Consider the following 23,987-nt stretch of genomic DNA (forward strand, 5'->3'; position numbering starts at 1 on the left):
CTATGTTCTGGTACGAAGAAGAAGTCCATCAACTTGAAAAAAAGGTTCGATCCACCGCAGAAGTTACCAACCGCACGGTTTTTTACGGCAGTTCCTCCATTCGCCTGTGGAAAACGCTGGACCACGATTTTTCCGAAGAACAGGTGTTGAATATCGGTTTTGGTGGCTCGACACTGGCGGCCTGTGGCTGGTTTTTTGAACGGCTGGTACTACCGGTCCAACCGCGTTCCATCGTGTTTTATGCCGGCGATAACGATCTGGGCGATGGACGTCATCCGGAGGAAGTGTATCTGTTCTTCTGCGCGCTGACCAGTAAAATGCAGCAATACATGCCGGAAACGCCGTTTACCTTTGTGGCCATCAAGCCCAGCCCCGCCCGCTGGCACATCATCGATCGCATCCGGTTTGCCAATCACCTGATTCAGCAGAAGATCGAAACCCTGCCCGGTTATCACTTTGTGGATGTCTTCACACCGATGCTTGATGGGGGAGGGCGCCCGCGCTGGGAACTGTTCGATAGCGACGGTCTGCACCTGAACCGGAAAGGGTATGCGTTGTGGCAACAGACGTTGTTGCAGCATCCTGAGATTTTTTAACAAATTGTTTAACTAAAAAGCTGTTCGGTAACTAAAAAAGGATGCATCTTGCCAGCCGAATAAAGGAGTTGTATGCATCGCGAATACCAAAAATGGTTTAGCCCCCGGCTGAACCGCGACATGGAGCTTTTAGTGTTTGGTCATGCCGGCGCGCGGGTACTGGTGTTTCCGACCCGGCGGGGGCGGTTCTACGAGTTTGAAAACATTGGCCTGGTCGATGCGCTGGCCGACAAACTCGAAAGCGGCAATCTGCAACTGTTTTGCGTCGATAGCATCGATGCCGAGAGTTTATACAGCAAGTGGATTCCTCCGCACGAGCGTGTACAACGCCATCTGCACTACGAAAATTACATCCTGGAAGAAGTGTTGCCCTTCACCCGGATGAAAAACCCCCAGCCGTTCATGATCGCCCTGGGCTGTAGCTTTGGCGCTTTTCACGCGGTGAACATTGCACTTCGGCATCCTGCCTGGTTCGGGAAAGTGGTCGCCCTGAGCGGGCGGTATGACTTGTCGGCACCGGTGGAGAGCTTTCGCGGATTGTTCGATTCCTACTACGACGAAACCATTTACTTCAACACCCCCACGCATTTTTTGCCCAACCTCCACGACGAAGGTACGCTGGCGTTGCTGCGCCGGATGCATTTCCTGATCGCCATCGGTCAGCAGGATCCCTTCTTCGACAACAACCGGGCCTTGAGCTTTTCACTGGGCGAAAAGCAAATTCCGCACGATTTGTATGTCTGGGAAGGCCGGGCACACCGGGCCGAATACTGGCAGCAAATGGTGAGGGTGTATTTATAGCAAAGCTGGCAACTGTCCCTCGATTTGCGCCCGGCGGGGTTCATACTGGGCGGGGAGTTTGAGGTGCATCCCCAATTCGTTCAGCGGTTCGTCCACTGTAAAACCGGGGTTGTCGGTTGCGATTTCAAACAGCACTCCGCCCGGTTCACGGAAATAGACGGAATGAAAATAATTCCGGTCGATCTGATCGGTAACCTGCAAACCCCTGGCGGCAATTTTTTCCTGAAAGTGTTTCTCAACGGCTTCGTCTTTAACCCGGAAAGCGACGTAGTGAATGGTGCCACCGGCCACATGCCCGCGCGCTTCGCCCGGAACCTCCACCAGATCCACCAGATTGGCATTGTCGACCGCACCGGTGGCAAACCGGTAGCGATTAACGTGCTGGTCGATGAGCTGATAACCAAAGACATCGGTTAAGATATCGGCGGTGCCTTTGATGTTTTCCAGCGTCAGCGTCACGTTGTGAAATCCTTTCGTGGCTACGGCTGCGCTGACGTCGTTCGTCTCCCACGGTGTCCGGTCATCGGCGGTTTTGGAAACGATCAGTTCGAGTTTCAGGCCATCGGGGTCGAGAAAGGGGAGGTAGGTTTCGCCGAATCGCTGCGTCGGTTTGTTGTAAATCACGTTGTGATCCATGAAGCGCTTTTGCCAGAATTCCAGGCTTCCTTCGGGAACGGAATAGCCGATTTCGGTTGCCATTCCGGTGCCTCTGCGGCCCGGCTGAACGGTTCCCCACGGAAAGAACGTCAGGATGGTTCCCGGCGAACCTCCTTCGTCGCCAAAGTAGAAATGATAGGTATTCGGATCGTCGAAATTGACGGTTTTTTTAATAAACCGGAGGCCGAGGATTTTCGTATAAAAATTGAAATTCCGCTGGGCATTCCCGGCGATGGCTGTGATGTGGTGCAGGCCTAAGAGTTGGTCTTCCATGTGAATAGGGTCTTGAAAAGCACGAGCCGGGAAGTTAGGAAAAACTCGTTTGCCTGACACCTGCGTTGACTCCTTTATTTCACTTTCTTGAAGGCATCTCCGAATACACGGGCGTTGGACATAAAAACGGGCATCTGCGTGTAACCTTTGGTCGTTTCGGGAGTTTCCCGCGCAACGCAGTGGCGGATCGCTGGTCTTTGCACCGTTGAACGATACGCCCCACGAAAAGACAACAAAAACTATGAACGACAAACTTGATCTCTGGCTTCGGCAGATGGCAGTCATGACTTTACTACTTATCAGCCTGTTCATCAACACGGCCTCGCTGGCCCAAACCGACCAGGTGGAAACCCTGATCCGGCGCGAAATGCAGGAACGCCGGATTCCCGGTCTTCAGGTGGCGGTGGTTCAGCGGGGTAAACTCGTTCTGCTCCAATCGTATGGGATCGGTAATCTCCAGTATGGGACACCGGTGACCAGCCAGAGCGTTTTTTCGATCAATTCCTGCACGAAAGCTTTTACCGGTGTTGCCATTATGCAGTTGGTGGAAGAAGGGAAAGTGGACCTGGCGGCTCCGGTATCGCGCTACCTCGCCGACCTGCCGGCCAGCTGGCAGCCCGTCACGATCCGGCAACTGCTGACGCACGTTTCCGGATTGCCGGACATTCTCCGGGTGATCGAGTCTGCGCCGATGGGCCGGGTGATGGATGAGGAAACGGCCTGGGCGAAAACGAAAGCCATGCCCATGGATTTTCCGACCGGAACGCAATTTCTGTATAACCAGACAAACTACGCCTTACTGGGGAAGATCATCGATCAGTTCCGGGGGAAACCCTTCGCGGAGGTCTTCCGGGAGCGACAGTTTCAGGTGGCAGGGATGCCCAACACCGGTTTTGGCGACTCCCGCGATGTGATTCCCAACAAAACGCAGTCGTACGGGTACGTGACCCGAATGGATGGACAAGCCTTTCCGGAGGGCAAAGTCACCAATTCGTACGAAATTTTTCCGGCCTTCCGCCGGACGGCTTCGGGCATGAACAGCACGGCGGAGGATCTGGCCCATTGGGTCATGGCGCTGCAACAGGGCAAACTTTTCCGAACCCCAACCACCCTCGCAACCCTCTGGACGCCGGGAAACTACAAGGACGGAACGCCGACGCAGTGGGCGATGGGTTGGGTAACCAAACCGCGACCCCGCCACCGGGCCATGATTACCACCGGTGGTGGCCGCTCGGCCTTGTTTGTTTATCCCGAAGACGACCTGGCGATCATTGTTTTAACCAACCTGGCCGGTTCTTCTCCGGAAGAATTTGTCGATGAACTGGCGGGTTTTTACAACCCGGAAATCCCGAAATCCGATCCCATCACCACGCTCCACATGCAGTTGCGGAAACGCGGTTTTGAGCAGGCCCAGGCGGCATTTCAGGAAGAAAAAGCAAAGAACGCGGCTTTCCAGCCATCTGAAGCCGATCTGAACGACTGGGCGTATCGGATGATGGGCCGGGGGCAACTAACCGAAGCCCTCAGCATTTTTAAACTCAATGTGACCCTGTTTCCGGCAAGCTGGAATGTGTATGACAGCTACGGCGAAGCGCTGTTCAGGAATGGCCGGAAAGAAGAAGCCATTGCGATGTACCGGAAATCGATTGAACTGAATGCCGATAACCAAGGCGGAAAACAGATGCTGGAGCGGATTTTGAAAACGCCGTAAGCCGGAAAGCCGTTGTGGGTCTCATTTTAAGCTTGACGGATAGGGCCGTTTTTACCTGCAAAATATTGTGTATACATACAAATATTTAGTGTGACTTTTTCTGCAATACCAAGTCTACATTAACGAATGTTAATCCCGAAAGGGCCGGAAACATGGCCGAGCCGGTTTTTGATGAAATGTATTGTTGAAAAACCAGTTGAAGTCATAGCACTTGTCGTAGTGAGTCGTTGATGAGTATAAAAAAAATCTTCCTCCTTGCGGGTCAATTTCTGTTAGCGGTGTTGGCCATCGTCTGGCACCCCGATGCCGCAGCCGATTTCCTAAACTGTGGAAGGACGAGAGCGGTATTTTTGATCAGTATGGCTATGGCGACTTCAGCATGGATGTCGGTGTAAACTTTGTCGACAGCGTGTTGTGGAAGAAAAATAGTGGACGCTATTCCAAAGTGCCATACTGACATGAATGGAAGGTTCAGCGGTTTCGGCCACCGGACCTTCCTTGATCCAACTTTGAAGTTTGAATTCTATTTTCCGTAAAACCAATGGATATGAAACGGTTTTTCTTTCTTTTCGCGCTCTGCTCTTCGCTTCTGGCTGAGGCCCAAAACGGTAAATTTGATGTGCGTTTACAACTAAAAAAAGCGGACTGCGCTCAAAAGAAGTTGCTGGTGGCGGTGGAAGTGAAGGCCCATGATGAAGGCAGCACCTTTTTGATGGGCAATGCAAACTTTCGTTTTTTGTACGATGCTCACCTGATCAAAACACCGGTTATTGCCGATCAGCAGAATTTTACCAGCCAGGGCGAAAATGCCAGCCTGAACTACAATCCTCTGTCGCTGAATGGTTCGGCCGAACGGAATGCCAGCGGCATCGTTTCATTGAACATCATTTACAGCGGTTCGGAACAGAACGCGACGCCCGTTTCCACGAGTTGGCTTCCCATTGCGACGCTGCAATTCGATCTCGTCAATCCGGATGAAAAAGCCGGAACAACGCTGGTTTGGAATGATGATAAAGTCTTTCCGGTCACCGGCATAAGTGAAGTCGTGCTCAAAAAAAACACACCTGAGTTTGACTACGACACCTACGTTGCCAAAGCCAGCGGGGTCTTTGAAAATCTGACCATCAAATCGCTTTCCAGTTTGTGTTCCGGTTCAAACCCGGATGCGGAAGGCGAGTTACGGATTCCGGAAGGGTTCTCGCCCAATGGGGATGGTACGAATGATAAATTCGTGATTGTCAACCTCGGAAAACTAGCTGCGGAGGTAACGATTTTTGATCGCAACGGAACCGTTATTTACGAATCGAAAGACTACCAAAACGACTGGGATGGGCGGGATCGCAACAAAGACCTGCCCACCGGAACGTATTTCTACAGTATTCGGCTTAGCGACGGGCGGAAATTCACCCGCTCCCTGACCTTATCACGCTAACATTCAACCTTTACATCTCGCAATAGTTCGAAAGCCTATGAAGATTCTTCGTAGGCTTTTTTTCAACAGGAAAGCGTTAAGGAAACCCGTAAGCCGCCACTTTCGGGGGTTTCGTAAAAAACGGTCGCCTTGAGTAAGCGGGCAAAATCCCGGATGATTTCGTGGCCAAACTGCGTATTTAAACCCGGCATGGGTTCTGATGTACTAAAATAGCGGTTAATGTCTCGCAGGAGTGAAGGCGAAACGCCAACGCCACTGTCCGATACCGTAATGACCACTTTTTGATAAGCCTGCCGGGCTTCAATCCGGATGGTGCCGTCGTCCGTGTTTTTGTTCGCATTGTCGATCAGATTGCGCAGGATGGTTTTCAGGAGCAATTTGTCCGTATTCACCTTCATTCGGGGCGGGATGTCGAGTTGAAGCGTATTGCCGTGGTGTAGAATATTTTCCTTGTACAACGCTTCCAGTTCACGGATGAGTTCTGGCAATAAATACTCCTTGATCTGGACACCATAGGCATGATCCTGGGTCGAAATCCATTGCATCATTTCTTCCGTCAGAAAATGAATCTGCTTGGTCGAATTGTTGATTTCTGTGATCAGATCGTCCAGTTCAGCGTGAGAATCCCGCTTCCAGTTTCGGAATAAGTATGCGGTGTTCTTGTATAAATACCGCAAAGGCGACCGCAGATCGTGGATCAAAATCGAAATAAAGCGGTCTTTTTCGGAGATAGACAGGTGCAGATTCTCCTTGGAAATTTTTAACTGGTCATTGTGTTGCTGCAACTCCGAGATTAATTTCTGTTGCTGCAAGATGCGATCCTGGGTTTCATGATCCAGTCTCAGGTGTTGCTGATGCTGGTTTCGGTAGCGCATTCGCAGGAAAAACCACACCAGAACGGCCACAAGCAGGCTCGCCAGAACGGGTGGAAAAATTAGATTATTCCAACTGAAAAAAAGCCCGATGAGTCGCAAAACCGGTTGGCCAATAGACAGTTCAGCGGACGCCGACGTGCTACCGGTCCACAGGAAAAGCGGTATCAACGTCATCGTACCGGATCGTGGAGTAATCTGTTTACAGACCGTTTCGCTCCATTTGGGGGTAAACATAGATTGCGCAAAGCCGGGATAATCCTCCCAAACATAAGCAGGTTGTGGGTCGGATTTTGTAGAAAAAAACGTATTTTGAACGACGCCTTTCTCCTGATTTTCGTCACCCTGCTGCCTTTTCCCCAAAAGGCGGTTTCGCCGGCTTTTTGAAATGGATGATTTTCTACAGAATAAGACGGTTTCCTTCGATTGATTTGTATCTGTTCCGCATGGAATGGTCATTCCGGTTTTCGTAACCTTTCAGGGTTTGAAACCGGGTGGGTTATCCGACATAAAAATCCGTTGTCATGGCCCTGTTATACACCTTAAAAACGTCTAGGAGCCAGATCGCTGAACTGGAAGAGTTGACCGGATTATCCTTTCTGCGGTCTTACCTCATTTATAAGGTGCCAGTGGGCCAGTGCCGGGGGCAACACCGCCACCAGCAGAATCACAGCATTTTGTTCTGCCTGACGGGATCGGTATCCGTATTTATTCAATCTGAAGGGCAGGATGCAGTTTATCAATTGAATAGCCCGAATCAGGCCCTGCATCTACTCCCTTCCGACTGGCGGATATTGTACGATTTTTCGCCGGATTGCACGGTGCTGGCATTAGCGAGCGATCTGTTTTCCGAGCGGGATTATATTCCGGAACCTTATCGGCCGGTTTTGCTGCCACACAAAGAACAGGTGTTGCCGTAAGCCCGTCCTGCATCCGCCGATGCTGCGAAATCAATGCTTTATTTTCAGACAATGTTATGCGAAAACTGATCGTTGGTTTGCTCGTATGGGTTTGTTGTGGTGGGGTGAATGCCCAAACGGGCCGCTTCGGAAACGAATGGATTAATCACAGCCAGTCTTATTTCCGAATCCCGGTTACGGAAAGGGCTGTTTACCGACTGACAACCTCCGATCTGGCAAAGGCCGGCATCCCGGTTGCGTCCGTTAACCCCACTACCCTGCAACTGTTCCGGCGCGGAATCGAGCAGGCGATCCTGGTTTCCGGCGAGTCAGATCAGAAACTCGACACGGCGGATTACCTCGAATTTGTAGGCGAAGGCAATGACGGTTTGCAGGATACTTTGCTGTACCGACCGATGAGCGCCCAGCCGCATCCGTACTACAGCATGTATTCCGACACGGCGGCTTATTTTTTGACCTGGCGCTCCGACGGAAAACCGGGCAAACGGGTTGTCACCACGCAGGAATCCCGACCCGCCGGTTTGCTGCCGGAATCGTATCACCTCGCTGAGCAACTGCTGGTGCTGAAAGATGAAATGTCTACCAATCCCAGTACGGGTCCGGTGCCCTTGATTACCCAGTATGAGGTGTATTTTGAAGCAGGGGAGGGCTGGACGGGGCCGATGCAACAGAAAAACAAACCGCATACGCAGCTTTTCAACCTCCCCGGCTGGGTCAGTTCGGCCGCCGAAAAACCGGAGCTGGAAGTGCTGCTGAACGGCCGGGACTCTTATCAACATCTGGTCGATTTCTCGGCCGGTGCGTCAGGCCGGGCGTTGGGGAGCCTGAAATTCAGTGGGTTTCAGCCGAGCCGGTTTTCAACACTGCTTCAATCCACGGATTTTACTGTAAAAAGTGATGCTTCGGCGGACCTGACGCTGACCACCGTGTCGCGCGGTTCGGCCGAATTTGATCGCTATTCCGTGAGTACCGTGCGGATTCGGTATCCGCAAATGATCAGCCTGAAAAATGGACCGCAGCAAGTGCTGCGGCTACTACCGAAAGCGGGCGGACGTTCTTACCTCGAACTGCCGGATGCCCCAGCCAGTACCGTCATCTATGACATCACCGACCCGGGCGCGGCCCGACTCCTCACCGGCCCGCAGGAAGGTTCGACCCGGCAGGTAGTCGTTCCCAACACGACGTCTCCGCGTCAACTTCTGGTGACAACCCGGGTGGTAACGCCCGTTCGGTTGGAACGGGTGGTTTTTCGCAAATTTGATCCGGTTAAACCGAATTTCCTGATTGTTTCACACGAACTTCTGATGAAACCGGTGGGCCAGGTGACGGACCCGGTACGGGCCTACGCAGCGTACCGGGCGACGGTGAAAGGCGGGCAGTACGATACGCTCGTGGTGACCATGAAGGAGTTGTTCAACCAGTTCAGCTTTGGCGAACGCACTCCGCTGGCCATTCGGCGGTTTGCCGATTATATGCTGACGGGCGGCCCCGGCAAGTTCCTGTTTTTGATAGGTCGCTCGTCGGTCTATTTTCCGTTCCGCAAGAATGCCAATCAGTATTACCTGGATCTGGTTCCGACCATCGGCAATGTTCCCGGTTCGGATGTGCTGTTGACCGCCGGTTTGGCCGGTTTTCCGGAAAACGTGCCTGCTATGGCCACGGGACGGCTCAATACACTTTCGGCGCAGGAGGTGCTGAACTACGGAAACAAGGTGAAAGAGTTTGAAAGCAATGCGGCCAACGTGCCGTGGCGCAAGGAAGTTCTGCACCTGAGTGGAGGCCGTTCGCAGTCGGAACTGGCTGGTTTCAAGGCTATTCTGAACGATGCGAAGGCCCTCGTGCAGCAACCGTATTTAGGCTCGGAAGTCACCACGCGCTCCAAAACAACCGATGCCCCCGTCGAGCGCATCGACATCAGCGACAAGGTCAACAAAGGGGTTGCGATGATCACTTTTTTTGGCCATTCATCGCCCACCGTCGCCGACCTCGACATCGGGTATGCTTCCGATCCGGTGTATGGCTACAACAACAAGGGCCGGTATCCACTCATGTTTTTCAATGGATGCGGACTTGGGAATATTTTTTATGGGGGTAATGTGCTCAGTACCAATTGGCTGCTGACGCCGGACAAAGGAGCCATTGCCATTCTGGCGCACTGTTTCGAAGGATTTACCACGCCCCTCAACACGTTCACGCTGCAATTTTACAAGACGCTGTTTACGGACAGCACCTACTTCTCAAAACCGATTGGCGTTATTCACCAGGAAACCACCCGGCGGGTGTTGGCCACGACCAAAGATGCGCTGCAAATTGGCAATGCCAACCAGATGGTGTTGCAGGGTGACCCGGCTCTCCGGCTGTTTCCGTTGCCCAAAGCCGATTTTCAGGTGCAGTCTTCGGGGGTTTCCCGGACCGACAATGCCGCGGATTCCGTCCGTTTGCGGGTGGTTGTGGTCAATGCCGGACGCTATCACCCCCAGGAACGCCTGAGCCTGACGGTTCAGAAGCGACTGTCCGACGGTTCGGTTCGGTCGTATAAAACCGTTTCGAGAGCCGCAGTAGCTTTTCGGGATACGGTTTATTACAGTTTTCGGCCCGACCTGGATGCCGATGGCCCAACGCAGCACGAACTGGCACTGGATGCTGGAAACCGGGTGGAGGAGTTAGACGAAACCAATAATGTGCTGGTGTTTACGGTTTCAAAATCCGGTGATTCGTACGCGGTCGTTTTGCCCGATTCGAGCCAGCGTTTTCCGCCCGATCGCTTCAATCCGTTGCTGGATGTAACCATCGACGGAGCCCGGATTGCCGATGGTGCGCTGGTTTCGCCCAATCCGGTTATTCAGGTTATGGTGCAGGATGAAGATCCGTACCGCATTCGCCGGGATACGCTCGGCATCGATTTGCTGCTGCGTAAACCCTGCGAAACATGCAGTTTTGAACGGGTGGTTCTTGGCAATTCCGACGTGAATTGGACCCCTGCCAGCGCTAATAACCGGTTTTTACTCCACTACCGCCCGCAGAACCTGACCGAAGGCGTCTACACGTTGCGTGTTCAGGCCACCGATGTCAGCGGCAACAAAGCCGGGTTGAGTCCGTATGAAATCAATTTTCGGGTAAAACTGGAGGAGGGTCTGTCGGTGATCCGGCCCGTACCCAATCCGTTTTGGGCGCATACCCGGTTTCAGTTTACGCTTACCGGGAAGGAACTGCCGGGCAACGGGCAGTTGGTCATTCGGAACCTGAACGGGCAAGTGGTTCGAACGCTCCGGCAACCGCTTCGCATCGGCGAAAATGGATTTTACTGGGATGGCACGGATCAGGGTGGTGTGGCTTTGCCCAATGGTTTGTATGTTTTCCGGTTTATTCGGGACGATGGGCGGCACCTGACCGGGCGGGTGATGATCAACCGGTAATGCTTAACCTCAACAACCCATGATCGACTTCATCAGAGCCTGCCGAATCCCTTTCCTGCTGATGCTGCCCGGTCTGGTCCCGTTCGATGCGCGGGCGCAAACGGTAGACTCAACGGCGCGCGGAGCTACTGCCGAGATTTTTCGTCAGGATTTGGAAAAGAAAGAGCTTCGCTTGTTTGCCGAAACCGCTTTTTCGGCCAGCACCGCGCAGCAAACACCGTTCTGGCTGCGTACCAACCAGTATGGAACCGTGCCAACGACTTCGCCATTCGGAACTCTCCGGGCTGGAATTTCGGCCAACTATCTGCGCGACATTACCAAACCGGTTGACTTAATCAACAATAAACGAAAGTTGATTGGCTGGGGCTACGGGCTGGAAGTGGTGGGGAATGCAAGCCGGAAGTCGGCTGTTCTGATACCGGAAGCCTATGTGAAAGGGCGGCTCTGGGGGTTGGAATTACTGGTGGGGCGCCGGAAAGAAGTCGTTGGGCTGGCCGATTCAACGCTGGGAACGGGGCCTTACATCTGGTCCGGCAATGCGATGCCGATCCCTAAAATTCAGCTTTCCCTGGCGGACTATACGCCGATTGGTTTTACCAGAGGAGTGGTTGCCTTTCGCGGTCTGTATGCGCACGGCTGGTTTGGCAACCAGGGAACTGTCACGCATTCCTATTTACACCAGAAAGCCTTGTATGGTCGGCTGGGAAAACCGGGCTGGCCGGTTCGGTTCTACGCTGGTTTCAACCATCAGGTGCAGTGGGCAGGCAGGAGCGAGGTAATTACCAATGAAAACCAGATCAAAAACGGGCGGTTTCCGACGGGTTTCAGGAATTACCTCAATGCCATAACGGGTACCTCGCTGGCTGCGCGGGGCGACAACATCGATACCACGCTCTTCAGCAAAGCCGACCGCGGAAACCGCCTGGGCAATCACCTCGGGACGCTCGACATCGGGGTTGAAATCAACGCCAAACGGTTTTCCCTGCTATTGTATCGCCAGAGTATTTACGACGACGGCTCGTTGTTTTACCTGACCAATGTTACGGACGGTTTGCACGGCATCCGGTTCAAAAATAACCGCCCGGCGAGCTACCGGTTTCAGATTCAGACCGTTCTGGTGGAGTTGCTCCACACCCAAAGCCAGGGGGGCGCCAAATTCGGGGATCTTGATAAGGAACGCGGTGCGGACAATTACTTCAACCATTCACAATACATCGATGGCTGGTCGTATTGGGGGCATACCATCGGCACGCCGTTCATTCCGCCTACCGACCGTACCCGCTCCGGTTTGCCGCGCCCGCAAAGAGTTGAAAACTACTTTTTTAGCAACAACAACCGGGTGAAAGTTTTTCACTTGGGCGTGTCTGGTAACTGGTCGCAGCGGTATCTATTTCAGTTGAAATGCTCGGTGAGTCAGAATCTGGGTACCTACGGGCATCCGTTTCCTGCCACCATCGGGCAGTTTTCGTCCCTGCTGCTGCTGGGTTTCCCAGCTTTCGCGCATGGGATGCAAGCCAGGATGTCGGTTGCCCTCGACCACGGGGCATTGTATCCCAACAGCACCGGTTTTCAGTTTAGTCTCCGAAAAACCTGGGACTTTTCCCGGCCCTGACCGGGTTTATGTCGCGTCGCTACCAACCGGTTTTTGACGACAATGTAAGCCAGCGTCAACGCCATCAGCAGGAAAAAACCGCCCCAAAACTGCATTTGAGCATCCCGGCGGGTGAGCCAGATCACATATCCATTGATGAATGCCTGCGTCAGAGCATACAGACCCGCAACCCGTAGGTGCGGCCACTGGAGCTGATGCACCAGTAACTGAAAAAGATGCCGTTTGTGGGGCTGAAAAATGTTTTCACCCTGCCATAAACGGTACAAAATGGTCATGACGCTGTCGATGCCGTAGACCGTCAGCAGCAATGCGTAGGTTAACTGCCCGCTTTCGCGCATTAAACTGACGAGCAAAAAAATCACGATGAATGCCATCGACACGCTGCCAACATCTCCTGCAAAACACAGAGCCTGTCGGCGGGCGTTGAAAAAAGCAAAAATGACGAGCCCGATGAGTGAAAATACAAGCAGCACCGACCCGGTGAAAGGTATGTAAAACTGATTGATAACCAGCAGAGTCGCTATGGTGATGGCACTATAAAAAACCGTTATGCCGTTGATGCCATCCATAAAATTGTAGGCATTCAACACGCCACAGGCCAGGATGAGTCCGGGCACCATCCACCAGCTTAGTCCGGACCAGAGGCCGGTTTGTTCCAGCAACAGCCCCAGGCTGATCAGTTGAATCAGAAACCGGATGCGGGTTGAAATGGAAGAGATGTCGTCCAGAAAACTGACCAGCGCCACCAGAGTCAGGCCCACAAAAAAGACCGGCGATGCGAAATCCGTGACCACAAAAGCCAGAAAAGCCGCTAGCCAGAAAATGATGCCGCCACCCCGCACCGTCAGTTGGGTGTGCGAACTGCGGTGATTAGGCGTATCGACAATGTGGTAATGGGTGGCCAGACGAAGGTACAGCACTTCGGCTCCAAACAATAAGAGGGCTACGCCAGCGTAAACAATTCCATTCATGATGCAGAGGGTGAAAGGACTAACTGGTACAGATTCAGTAGTTTAGGTTGTTCACTGGCCCAATTGTAGAATTTCTCCGCAGCTTGCCGTCCGCGCTTTCCCATTTCTTCCGCTTCCTGCGGATGATCGATCAGATACCGCAGGTGCAGGGCCAAGGCCTCCGGATCGGCTGGGTTCATGCAAAAACCGCACTGATTGCCTTCGACGACGGGGCGATACAACGGAAAATTGGCGGTAATAACCGGTAGGCCAAGGGCCATGTATTCAAACATTTTGGTGGTATACGATTCCGTATAATCTCCGATCGGCTTCAACAGCGCCAGTCCGGCCACCGCCCTGGAAACCTGGGCAAACGCTTTGGCCTGATCGGTGTAGCCGTAAAAAATCAGGTTGTCTTTCACAATGGAATAAGCCGGAAGGGCTTCCAGGTCCTGATCAGTGAAAGAACGATGTCCAAACAAGTGTACTCTAAAATGAGGATGCGTGGTTTTAACCAGGGCCAAACCGTCCAGCAGGGTAACAATCGACCGTTCAAAACTCAGCCAGCCGATGTAAAAAAACTCGACCGGATCGGATGGCCGTCGATACGGCCGTCGGTAGGTATCGAGGAAAGACAACAGCGGATAATTGTAGATCACGGCGTGCGGTTTCGAGAGGTTGGTGTAGGTCGACAGGTAGCCATGCTCCGTAAAAATCAGGGAAAAATGCCGACACGCCATCTGGTCAAAAAACGCAAAACCTCCTTTCAGAAACCAGCCCCGGTTGTGGCGTTTCAAATGGATTTTTTTGTGCAAATTCTCCTGAACCTCGTAAATGACGCGGGTGCCCAGGACGCGGTATAGGTAGGCAAAAGGCAGAAATTCAGGCGAATAGACGTGAATCAGGGCCGGACGAAGCCAAATTGTTTTCCAGAAGATTAGTGGACAGGTAACCAAAAACCGCACGATGACGCGTTTGAAATAAGGCAACCTGATAAAATGTACCGCCGGGGCAACGGCCGGATCGGGATTGGGAATGGCGCAAAAAACATCGTAATGGTCGGCTAAAACGGGCAAATATTTATACATGATGCGCGGATCGTATGGAGGATGAGCCGTGCTGATGTGTAAAACCCGTGGTCGCTTTTGATTCATACCAAATGGTTAATAGGTCTGTTCCCGTTTATCAGCGGGTTGGACAAAGTTACGGTCAATGTCCGAATCCGGAGCGAAAAAAGAGAGGACCGAACGCGGTTGCCAGCCTAGTTTTTCCCGGGCCAACTGATCCGAAAAAGTGAGGGAGCCCGTCATTTTCTCTAAGGCAATTGAGTCGAAGGGAAACTTCCGCCCGATCATCCCGTTGATGCCATCGCCCAGTCGGGCCAAAATCCGGGCAAAACCGATTGGAACCGTCGGAATCCTTCGTGGGCCGATCTGCCGGGCCAGGGCGTCCCCCAATTCCCTGACGGACGGATGAATACCGTCCGTCAGGTTGTAGATTCCGCCGGTCTGGGCGGCTTTCGGAATTATTCGGGCCACATCGTCGGCGCGCACCATACTTCGTCGGGCCGAACCGGCACCGATGTGGGCATAGCGCCCACGCCGAATGGCCTGCTCCATTTTTCCTAAATTACCGGGCGCTTCGGCACCGACAACCAAGGGCAATCGCAGAATGCAGCACCGGACGCCCTGCTGCGCGCACCAGGTTTGCACCACTTCCTCGGCCTGTATTTTGCTTTCGGCATACGGTGTTTTCCCGCTCAAAGCTACTTCTTCGCTTATCTTTTCCCCCGTCTCGCACCCATAGACCGCCACGGTACTGATGAGAACGAAGGCGTCGGGCCGGTTTTTCAACAGTTCAAGCGCTTGCAGCAACCGACGGGTGCCATCCCGGTTCACCTGGAAAAAAGCCTGGGATTCTTCCGTACTGCGTGGTAGGCTGTGGGCTTTCCCGGCCGCGTGAACCACCAGGTTGATGGCATTTCCAGACAGGTCCGGTTGTTGGGTTGCCAGATCGGTGCGAATTGCGCCTTCGGTTCGTCCCAACGTTAAAACCCGGTATCCGGTTTCTGTCAAACTTCGGGCCAGGTATTTACCCAGAAATCCATTGTGTCCGGTCAGTAAGGCGGTCGGTGGCGTGGGGCTTGGATTGGCAGACATTGGTTAAAGTGGTTAAATAGTCGGTCGCTAACTGGTTCTTGTCGAACAGACGCCGGGCGACGGCCGATGCCCGCAGGCTCATGGCCGGACGCCAGGTGGGGTCGTCGGCCAATGAAATGAGTAATGCCGCGAGGGCTGCCGGATCATCCGAACTGAACGTGAAACCGCACTGGTGTTCTTCCAGAAAGGTTTTTATCCAGCCATCGGTGGTCTGAAGGACCGGTGTTCCGGCGGCCAGGGCTTCCATCAGTTTGTTTGGCGAAGAGGTGTCGAGCAGGGGCGCACGTTTGAGGGGAACAATGGCTAACCAGGCTTGCTGGACGTAGGCAACCAATTCATTTTTAGGCATTAAATCATAAATAAAGAAATTGGGTAAGGCCTCCTGTTGCTGTTTTGCCAGAAGTTCCTGCTTCAGTTGTCCGTCACCAATGAGCAGCATCACGATGTCGGCTCGCTGACGCAAGGCTTTGGCGGTTTCGAACAGCAGGGTGGAATTATTGACGGCGCCGATGTTTCCCGTGTAAATGACGACTTTTTTACCAGACAACGACGCGGGTAACGGAACGTCGGCGATGGGTGTGCCGAAAAGATCCAGGTTGGTCGCGTTGGGGATGGAAATGCTGTGGTTGAAACCGTAGCGCCGGGCAATGTTCTGCTGAATACCGGGCGACAGGGCAACGATCAGGTGCGCGGCCCGGTAGCAGAGCCGCTCAAACCGGTATGCCAGTTTCTGGAGAACCGGATTGGACAACGCGCCCATCAGAATGGCCGTGTCGGGCCACAGATCCCGGGCTTCGAAAACCAGCTTCCGCCCCCGCAAATACCGGGCGACCAAACCGGGAATGCCCACGGTAATGGGACCGGAAGAAGCCACAACGACATCGGCGGGCAACGTCAGGGCATACCAGCTCGACCAGATTGAAAAGGCGAGGAAGGTCCAGATGCGCCGAAGCGGAGACTGTTTGTTATCGATGCGGAGGTTCAGGATTTTCACCCGGATGCCGTCAATGATTTGTTCCTCGGTCCAGCGGCTGGTCTTCAAATCCGACTTCGCGTAAATGCTGGTGACAACGGTGACCGAATGGCCTTTTTCCGTCCATTGTTTGGCAAAATCGTACACGCGGGTTCCCCAGGAACCCTTTGGCGTTGAGAAGTACTGATAAAAATAGACAATTTTCATTCCACACAGGTAATTATCGTCCGTACTGTTTTTTTGAACTGAACCTCGATCACCAGCGTCGGCGTTAGCTGGTTGAACTGCCGGGTAACCTGAACGGCTTTCTGGCTAACTTCGAGCGCATTTTGCCACTCCATGTTGCCCCAGGAGAAGCGCAGGCGATTCGGATTCACCACCAGCGGCCGAACTCCCGGTGCCAAATAAAAGCGGGCCACGGCGGTTGGCCCGTCGTCGATCCGGTCCATGATCGTCAATCGATCAGGAGCCACGACCCACTGACGTTCGTGACGGAGGCCGAGGTGCTGAAACCCATCGTGTTGCGCCCGGATGAGGGTGGGCGTTTCTTCCAGGACCGTGACCGTTGCCCGCTGTCCCACGCGAAAACCGCCCCAGACTTCCGACGAATCGGCATCGAAAACCTGCACGGTATTGTGGGCCGCCGTGCTGCGTTCCCATTGCCGCCGGGCATTGATTTCGTAGGTGGACGTGCCGCTATCCACCAGAACCGGCTGACCGTGGACCTGAAGCTCAAAATGAAAGGCATCGGCGTGTGCGTGACCCGGCTGATGAGCCGGCCCGATGGTGCCTACGTTGGCTACGATTTCGTACTTCGGCGTCAGGAAATGGCGAAAACCGCTGTCTGATAAACCAGTGCGTTGCGGTTTGATCCCGATTTGTTCGGCTTTGGCGCGAAGCTGGGCGGTGGTGGGTGCCATTTCGTCGGCGGCATCGTTCATCAGCGGGATTGCTCCGTTTGAAAAGGTGATCGTCACCAGCCAGTCCAGCATCCGCCGGGCCCGTTCCAGCAGAAAACCGTCGGCATCGCGATCGGCATGCCAGTCGTCTTTTTGCAGGGCCTGGCAAGTGTCGAGCAACCGGTCCAGGATAATCTGGTGGTACATCGGGCTGCGTTCGTAATGCGCGCCATCTTGCAGAAGTTGTTTCGTTAATTCTGATTGGACGAGGTGAATGGCTTTTGTGTACAAGCGCCGATCCTGAAAATACAACGACCCCAGCAGCAAAGCGAACCCGTTTTCCAGCAAATGATTTCCCGAAAGATGGTATTCCAGCCGGCCTTGCAGCAGCCGAACCTGCGCCTGGAGATGAATGTCGATGTCGGATAACCGGAGTTGGTGATGCGACAGGAAACGTATCCAGTTGATGATGCGCAACGAAACCGGGTAGGGGTCCAGACCGCCGTTCAACTCCGTCGACTGGCGCATAAACTGCCGGATCAAACGGAGACCCTGCTCAACGTCCAGACCGGGTTGATTCAGAAAATCAAAGTAATTGAGGTTATACAGCCAGAGCTTTCCGTTTTTTGTATAATTCCAGTCGACCTCCGTTGGAAACGAAACGGACTGATTCAGAAATGTGAACGTTTGTCCAGTCAGACGCTGCGGTTTATCAGGGGCTGTAAATGCCAGAAAATGAGTAACGGGCGGAACGGTTTTTAAGGTCAGTGACGGTTTTGAACGCAAGCGGTTTACCAACTGATAAAGCAGTTGCCGCGTCCGCAAATACCGGATGGTGTTCCAATAAAGCCGCCAGTTTTTCATAGAATAGGAGACGGTTCTGTCGGTTGAGTCACGCTAACGCCGGTGGCGACTTCCACCCACTGTCTGGTTTTTAAACTTTGGAGGGCGGCCAGCATCGTGCGGGTGGTATTGACCAGTTCGTTGAAGGGAATCAGCGGTTCTCCGCCGGTGCGCACCTGCTCTACCAGTCGCTGAAACTGCGCTTTGTGGCCTTTATCCTGTTGGGTCGACAAGTCGGAAAAGCCTTTGAAACCGTAGCCTTTTAGTGTCCGGAAATTATCCAGAACCAGCGTCCGTTCCTGCGAATACACCTCGAACCGTTCTTTGGCGTAGGCTTTGCTGCCATTGGCGAAGTAATTGATAACGCCCGTCGAGCCATTTTCGTACCGCAGCAGGAGGGAGGCCGAATCGCTCGTTTCGGAGGTTTGCCGTCCCATCGCATTCATGCAAACCGCCACCACCCGGCTGCCGGTCAGAAACGTGATCAGATCGACATAATGGCAGGCTTCGCCCGGGATTCGTCCTCCGCCCACGACCCGATCATGCACCCAGGAACTGGCCGGAATAAAACCCGCGTTCATCGTGGCGATGACGTTCATCGGAACATCGCCGGATGCCAAACCGCCCAGGAGTGTTTTCATTTTCTGCACGTGGGGCGAAAACCGGCGGTTGAAACCCACCAGAACCGTTTTGTCGGTTTGCTGATGCACCTCCACCAGTTGCTCCAGTTCGTCTTCGTAGATGGCGAGCGGTTTCTCGACAAAAACGTGTTTGCCCGCCAGCAGAGCCTCGCGGGTCATCCGGGCGTGCTGCTGGTGGCGGGTGGTGATGACCACCAGATTGATTTCCGGATCGTCCAGCACTTCCCGGTAGTCGGTGGTACTGAGCGCAATACCGTATTTTTTGGCCAGTAACGTCCCATTCAGTCCGTTGGCGCTGGCAATGGTTTTTAGCGGGACACCGGTTTCTTTCAGGGCGGGCAACAGGACGGCACTCGTGAAATTACCGGCACCAATCAGGCCCGCGACCGTCGTTCCAGCGCCTTCGTACCGACTTTCCCGCAATCGAATTACCGGTTTCAGATCCCGTTTTTCCGGGTAACTCAGCAGCGACGCAATGGATGCTGAGTGGGAAATTTCGCGGTAAATCCGGTCAAAATTCCCGAACGGAACCACCTCCGTAATCAACGGTTTGACGTCCAGTTGACCCGTTTCCAGCAGTTGCAGAATGGTTTGAAAGTTGCGGTTTTGCGTCCAGCGGACAAACGGAAGGGGATAGTCGGCACCCTGTTGTTCGTATAGGTCGTCGTACCGGCCGGGGCCATAGGAGCAGGAAACCTGAAACGTCAATTCTTTCTCGTAAAACTCCGCGCGACTCAGGTTGAGGCCGATGACACCCACGAGCACAATGCGTCCGCGTTTGCGGCTCATGCGGGCGGCCTGCGAAATCAGTTCGTCACTTTTGGCCGAAGCTGTGATCGCGACGCCATCCGCGCCAACGCCCTGGGTGAGCGCCAGAACGGCTTTCACGGCATCGGTACCACCCGCCGGATTCAGGGCAATTACCCCCCGGCTGCGGGCCAGTTCCAGCTTTTTTTCGTCTACATCCAGTCCGATCACCCGGCATCCGTTCAGCCGGAGCAGTTCGGCCGTGAGCAACCCGATCAGCCCCAGGCCAACGACCACCACGGTTTCGCCCAGCGTTGGATTCAACAGCCGGACGCCCTGCAAACCGATGGAACCAATGACGGTAAAAACCGCTTCGTCGTCGCTGACACGGTCGGGCACGCGCGCCACCAGATTCCGCGGAACGCAAACCACTTCGGCATGGTGGCCATTGGAGGCAACGCGGTCGCCAATGGCTAAATCGGTGACGCCTTCCCCAACCGCCACCACCTCGCCAACGTTGCAGTAGCCCAGCGGCAGCGGTTGATCCAGTTTATTAAAAACCGTTTCCAGGGTTGGAATCAGGCCGTCGGTACGGATTTTCTCCAGCACCTGCTTCACCCGGTCGGGTTGCTGGCGGGCTTTCGAAATCAGGCTGCCCCGGCTAAATTCCACCAACATGCGTTCGGTGCCGAGCGAAACCAGCGTCCGGCGCGTTTGAATGAGCACCTGCCCGCGTCGAATTTGTGGGGCGGGTACGTCTTCCAGTAGGGTGTTCCCCGTTTTCAGGTGAAGAATAAGTTGTTTCATTCGTTGAGGTCTACAAATTGGCGGAACCAGGACTCTATGGCCATCAATCCCCAGATGGAATAGGACGCATCGAGCTTTCCATTTTGATTATCCCGAATTAGCTGGTGTACGGCTACCGGATCGAAAATACCCCGTTTCCGCAGACTTTCTTCGGAGAGATACCGCTGAAGCATTTCGTTCAACTGGCCGGTGCGGAGCCAATCGCGCAGGGGTGTTCCGAAGCCGGTTTTGGGGCGGTAGATGACGGATTGCGGTAAATACCGCTCGGCTACTTTTCGAAGCAGGTATTTGGTGGTTCGCCCGTGCATTTTCAGCGAGGGCGGCAGCTTGGTACTGAACTCCACCAGCTCGGTGTCGAGAAATGGCACGCGGGTTTCGACCCCGACCGCCATGCTCATTTTGTCGGTGTAGTTCAGGTTATGATCCGGCAGAAAATACGATAACTCCCAGAATAGTAATTGGTTGAGCAGGTTTTTTTCGTCAGGAATCCGCTCAAGAGCCGCCAGTAACTGATGGCTGGGCTGGTGCCCGTGCAGCGTTTTTCCGATGGTGCTTTCGAATAAGTTATGGTTGGTGGCAAGGGGCAGGCGGGCAAAATAATCGGCCATTCGTTCGTGTTGGGGCTGGCCCATACCAGCCGTTAATTTCCGAAGCCGACGAAGCAGGGGCGCATCGTTGGTGCCGAGGCTGATGGTGCGGTTCAGCAACCGGCCCACGGCGAGCGGAATCCGGTTCAGAAACGGCTCCATACTGAGGGCCTGATGACGCCGGTAACCCGAAAAAACATCGTCTCCGGCTGTTCCGCCCAGCAAAACCGTATGCCCGTTTTTGCGGGCTTCCCGGCAGATATTCAGGACGTTAAAAGGGGCGGTGTCGGCCTGCGGCTCGTCGAGGTGGTAAATCATCTGGTCGAAATCGCGGACGATGTCTACATTGGCATCCACTTCCACCAGATCGACGTTTAAGTGGGCGGCCATCTGCCGGGCATACGGCAAATCGTTTTCAAAGCCCTCGAATTTCCCGTTCCGGAACGCCGTGCGAATGGTGTAACCGGTCAGCCGCTCGTTGGGATGTGCCCGTTTGGCCATCGCCATGACCAGGCTGGAGTCCAGGCCACCGGACAGAAAAAAAGCCAGGGGGACATCGGATTGCAACTGGCGTTTTACGGCACAGAAAAGCCGCTCGTCAAGTTCTTCCAGCAACTGGGATTCGGATTGTTCGGAATAGGTGCCCCGGAAAGGCAGGTCGTAATATCGTTTGAGGCAGATCGAAGCGGGTTCGTCGATCGACAACTGAATCAAATGACCCGGTAACAGCTTGCTGACGTGCTGGAAAGGCGTCTGCATACCGGGCGAGTACAGAAAATGCAGGTAGTTGACGAGCGCCGGATAGTCGATGCTTTTATCAATACCGGGATAGGCCGCAATGGTTTTTAGTTCCGAACTGAAGAGGAACAACCCGTTTTTGTGGTAATAATACAGCGGTTTTACGCCAAACTGATCCCGGGCCAGCACCAGTTGTCGCGTGACGGTATCGAAAATGGCGCAGGCAAAAATTCCGTTCAGTTTTCTGAAAACCGCCGTTCCGTAAGCTGCAAAACCGTACAGTAGCGTTTCGGTGTCCGACGACGACCGGAAGATATAGCGGTCGGACAGAGACGCCCGAAGGGTGAGGTGATTGTAGATTTCGCCGTTAAAAACAATGACGTAGCGACCATCGGCGGTTTGCATCGGTTGCCTGCCATTGAGCGACAGGTCCAGGATGGCCAGACGGGTATGGGCCAGTTGGATTCCCGGTGCATTGAAAATACCTTCCCCGTCCGGCCCGCGGTGGCGGATGGTCGATTGGAGGTCGACGGACGGCGGAATGGAAGTACTGACGATGCCCGCAATGCCACACATACTAGGAGTAGACCGGTTTAAAGTTCATGGTTTATAGTGGTAATCAGCTAGATACGGTATTGGCATTCAATGATTTAAATGGTAACTATAAACCTGAACAATCAACGGACTTTATCTGAGTGCTTATTTAAGGGCGGAAATCATCATATACAGCCCATGTCCCGGAAAAAACGTTCTGATCAGCCAGCGGGGATACAGCCAGCGGCTGATGGTGAGCAGCCCGCTCCGGTGCCGCTGACCGGCTTGCGAATTCAGCAAGTCGGCGTGGGTCAAGACGGTTTTGATGGAAACCTGCCGAAACTGGGCGAATAACTGCTGTGCTTCGGCCTTGCTGTAGGCTTTGGTTCCGGGGCTTTCCAGGTGATTGGCATAGATGGCTGCGAGATCGGTTGTGGGCTTCCCCCGGGCGAGTGCATACCGCAGCCAGAGCAGGTAGCCCACCCAACTGTGTTTGTGGTAGATCATGACTTTCGCCAGCCCTCCGGGTTTCAAAACCCGGAATATTTCATCCGCAACCCGCTGGGTATCCGGGCTGTGGTGGATAACACCCCACGAATACACCAGATCAAACGTATTGGAAGCATACGGAAGGTTTTCGGCATCAGCGACCCGCAGTTCCGAGCGCAAACTGAACAAGGCCAATCGTTCGCGGGTGTGCGCAATGGCCCGTTCGGTCAGGTCGCAGCCGTGCAGGTTGGCGTGGGCTTCTGCAAATTGCTGGTGATCCGCCCCCAGACCCACCCCGATTTCCAGAACCTGTTGATTGGCAAAGGATTGAAAATCAGCGAAATCGGCAATATACGGTTCCAGTGCGTATCGTTCTTTGGCCTGCTGATGGTATTTCTGACGAAGCGTTTCCCCCTTCAGGTATAAGTCTTCACCGCAGGAGGCCTCATTCCAGAAATCGTGAACTTGTTGTTTCGCATTCATCTTGACGGTTCTTGATCCGGTACCTAAACCAAATATCGTCAGAAGCAGAGGGGCGTTCCTGTAGAAAAACATCCATTCTATGGGCGAGAAACGAAACCTGCACACCACGGTTTCATTTTCCGTAGGCGCGCAGGCGAAAATACTGCCGGATTCCGTAATCAATCTGGGCTTTTCCAACACACGAAGGCGTTGAAGAGCAGAATTGCAATTGTACTTTTTCTTTATAGATCAAGCCAACCCCGCGCGCGTAGATTTCCAGTCGCTTGTCCTGTGACACCAGCGTCGAGTCGTTTTGCTGGACGATGGTGGCGGTTTCAGGGAACGGTTTGCTCAGAACGCTGAACGGTTTGGCGGTATTTTTGAGTTGGTAGAGGTCTTCTCCGTCCGTGTTGAAGGCATTGCCATTCCACTGAAACAGGTCGATGAGCGGAAACACCAGCTTGACATAGGAACGGTTGTTTTCGGTTTTAATCAACTGACTGTCAGTAATCCGAATACTGCTGACGGAGTCGGGTTGCCAGGCCTGGCTGTCGTTCAATCGGCGGTGGCGTTCCACGCGAAAGGTGGCGCTGCCGGTCGGGTCGGCGTTGGCTGCATCAGCGTACGAATGCGTGATGGTTTCCCGCAACTGATACGTTTGGGTCGTTGAACTGCCATTGAGGGCAAATTGCTGTTCTGTCACTTCATAAATCCAGTAATTGCCTTTTTCCAGGGGTTGGTAGTCGTAACCGGATGCGATGGGTTCGGTGGTGGACGGCTGGCAGGCATCCAGAAAAAGAAAGGCGGTTATTCCGATAAGGGGCAGAACGAGCGGACGAAAGTGCCGGAGGGTTTTGATCAGCATCAT

18 protein-coding genes are annotated in these 23,987 nt (G+C 53.7%); 7 read left to right on the forward strand and 11 right to left on the reverse strand.

The window, feature by feature from the left end; translation table 11 throughout:
* Window positions 1-2 precede the first annotated feature (2 nt).
* The gene (locus FH871_RS10760) at window positions 3-596 is read left to right on the forward strand and encodes an SGNH/GDSL hydrolase family protein (protein WP_138991429.1); all 594 of its coding nucleotides are present in this window, start codon (window positions 3-5) and stop codon (window positions 594-596) included.
* A 72-nt stretch (window positions 597-668) separates the two neighbouring features.
* Complete coding sequence (locus tag FH871_RS10765) at window positions 669-1,397, forward strand: esterase family protein (RefSeq protein WP_114408390.1); 729 nt, start codon at window positions 669-671, stop codon at window positions 1,395-1,397.
* Here the strand turns inward: FH871_RS10765 and FH871_RS10770 are convergent.
* Complete coding sequence (locus FH871_RS10770) at window positions 1,392-2,327, reverse strand: ring-cleaving dioxygenase (RefSeq protein WP_138991430.1); 936 nt, start codon at window positions 2,325-2,327, stop codon at window positions 1,392-1,394. The two genes, FH871_RS10765 and FH871_RS10770, sit on opposite strands and share 6 nt — an antisense overlap.
* A 241-nt stretch (window positions 2,328-2,568) precedes the next feature.
* Between FH871_RS10770 and FH871_RS10775 the strand changes: the two genes are divergently transcribed.
* Together FH871_RS10775 and FH871_RS10780 are read left to right on the forward strand one after the other, a co-directional pair.
* A complete protein-coding gene (locus tag FH871_RS10775) occupies window positions 2,569-4,038 on the forward strand; it encodes a class A beta-lactamase-related serine hydrolase (RefSeq protein ID WP_229317189.1) in 1,470 nt (489 codons plus the stop codon).
* Between the two features lie 547 nt (window positions 4,039-4,585).
* Window positions 4,586-5,470, forward strand: a complete 885-nt coding sequence (locus FH871_RS10780; RefSeq protein WP_171062819.1) for a gliding motility-associated C-terminal domain-containing protein — start codon at window positions 4,586-4,588, stop codon at window positions 5,468-5,470.
* Between the two features lie 62 nt (window positions 5,471-5,532).
* On the opposite strand, the gene FH871_RS10785 is transcribed toward FH871_RS10780, so the two are convergent.
* A complete protein-coding gene (locus FH871_RS10785) occupies window positions 5,533-6,519 on the reverse strand; it encodes a sensor histidine kinase KdpD (RefSeq protein WP_171062820.1) in 987 nt (328 codons plus the stop codon).
* 347 nt (window positions 6,520-6,866) lie between these two features.
* On the opposite strand from FH871_RS10785, the gene FH871_RS10790 reads away from it, so the two are divergent.
* The 3 genes from FH871_RS10790 to FH871_RS10800 are packed head-to-tail and all read left to right on the forward strand — an operon-like array spanning window position 6,867 to window position 12,290.
* Window positions 6,867-7,262, forward strand: a complete 396-nt coding sequence (locus tag FH871_RS10790) for an FdtA/QdtA family cupin domain-containing protein (protein ID WP_138991433.1) — start codon at window positions 6,867-6,869, stop codon at window positions 7,260-7,262.
* 56 nt (window positions 7,263-7,318) lie between these two features.
* The gene (locus tag FH871_RS10795; protein ID WP_138991434.1) at window positions 7,319-10,678 is read left to right on the forward strand and encodes a C25 family cysteine peptidase; all 3,360 of its coding nucleotides are present in this window, start codon (window positions 7,319-7,321) and stop codon (window positions 10,676-10,678) included.
* A 19-nt stretch (window positions 10,679-10,697) separates the two neighbouring features.
* Window positions 10,698-12,290, forward strand: coding sequence for a capsule assembly Wzi family protein (locus tag FH871_RS10800; protein ID WP_138991435.1), 1,593 nt, complete (start codon window positions 10,698-10,700; stop codon window positions 12,288-12,290).
* On the opposite strand, the gene FH871_RS10805 is transcribed toward FH871_RS10800, so the two are convergent.
* The 9 genes from FH871_RS10805 to FH871_RS10845 all read right to left on the reverse strand — a co-directional run bounded on the left by FH871_RS10805 (window position 12,248) and on the right by FH871_RS10845 (window position 23,987).
* Window positions 12,248-13,261, reverse strand: a complete 1,014-nt coding sequence (locus tag FH871_RS10805) for a UDP-GlcNAc--UDP-phosphate GlcNAc-1-phosphate transferase (protein ID WP_138991436.1) — start codon at window positions 13,259-13,261, stop codon at window positions 12,248-12,250. The genes FH871_RS10800 and FH871_RS10805 overlap by 43 nt on opposite strands.
* Complete coding sequence (locus FH871_RS10810; RefSeq protein WP_138991437.1) at window positions 13,258-14,394, reverse strand: glycosyltransferase; 1,137 nt, start codon at window positions 14,392-14,394, stop codon at window positions 13,258-13,260. Before FH871_RS10810 ends, FH871_RS10805 begins: the two co-directional genes overlap by 4 nt.
* A 9-nt stretch (window positions 14,395-14,403) precedes the next feature.
* Window positions 14,404-15,399, reverse strand: a complete 996-nt coding sequence (locus FH871_RS10815) for an NAD(P)-dependent oxidoreductase (RefSeq protein WP_138991438.1) — start codon at window positions 15,397-15,399, stop codon at window positions 14,404-14,406.
* The gene (locus FH871_RS10820) at window positions 15,332-16,579 is read right to left on the reverse strand and encodes a glycosyltransferase family 4 protein (protein WP_138991439.1); all 1,248 of its coding nucleotides are present in this window, start codon (window positions 16,577-16,579) and stop codon (window positions 15,332-15,334) included. The genes FH871_RS10815 and FH871_RS10820 overlap by 68 nt, the downstream gene beginning before the upstream one ends.
* Window positions 16,576-18,135, reverse strand: a complete 1,560-nt coding sequence (locus FH871_RS10825) for a heparinase II/III family protein (protein WP_138991440.1) — start codon at window positions 18,133-18,135, stop codon at window positions 16,576-16,578. Before FH871_RS10825 ends, FH871_RS10820 begins: the two co-directional genes overlap by 4 nt.
* Window positions 18,132-20,309 carry a bi-domain-containing oxidoreductase gene (locus FH871_RS10830; RefSeq protein WP_138991441.1) on the reverse strand — a complete coding sequence of 726 codons (2,178 nt, stop codon included), beginning with the start codon at window positions 20,307-20,309 and terminating at the stop codon, window positions 18,132-18,134. Before FH871_RS10830 ends, FH871_RS10825 begins: the two co-directional genes overlap by 4 nt.
* A complete protein-coding gene (gene asnB / locus FH871_RS10835; RefSeq protein ID WP_138991442.1) occupies window positions 20,306-22,210 on the reverse strand; it encodes an asparagine synthase (glutamine-hydrolyzing) in 1,905 nt (634 codons plus the stop codon). Before asnB ends, FH871_RS10830 begins: the two co-directional genes overlap by 4 nt.
* 123 nt (window positions 22,211-22,333) lie before the next feature.
* On the reverse strand, window positions 22,334-23,140 hold the full coding sequence (locus FH871_RS10840; RefSeq protein ID WP_138991443.1) for a class I SAM-dependent methyltransferase: 807 nt from the start codon (window positions 23,138-23,140) through the stop codon (window positions 22,334-22,336).
* 112 nt (window positions 23,141-23,252) lie between these two features.
* Window positions 23,253-23,987 (reverse strand): hypothetical protein, encoded by a 735-nt coding sequence (locus FH871_RS10845; protein ID WP_138991444.1) that lies wholly within the window; start codon window positions 23,985-23,987, stop codon window positions 23,253-23,255.

It is taken from the genome of Larkinella sp. C7 (genome assembly GCF_006149005.1).
Taxonomy (GTDB): domain Bacteria; phylum Bacteroidota; class Bacteroidia; order Cytophagales; family Spirosomataceae; genus Larkinella.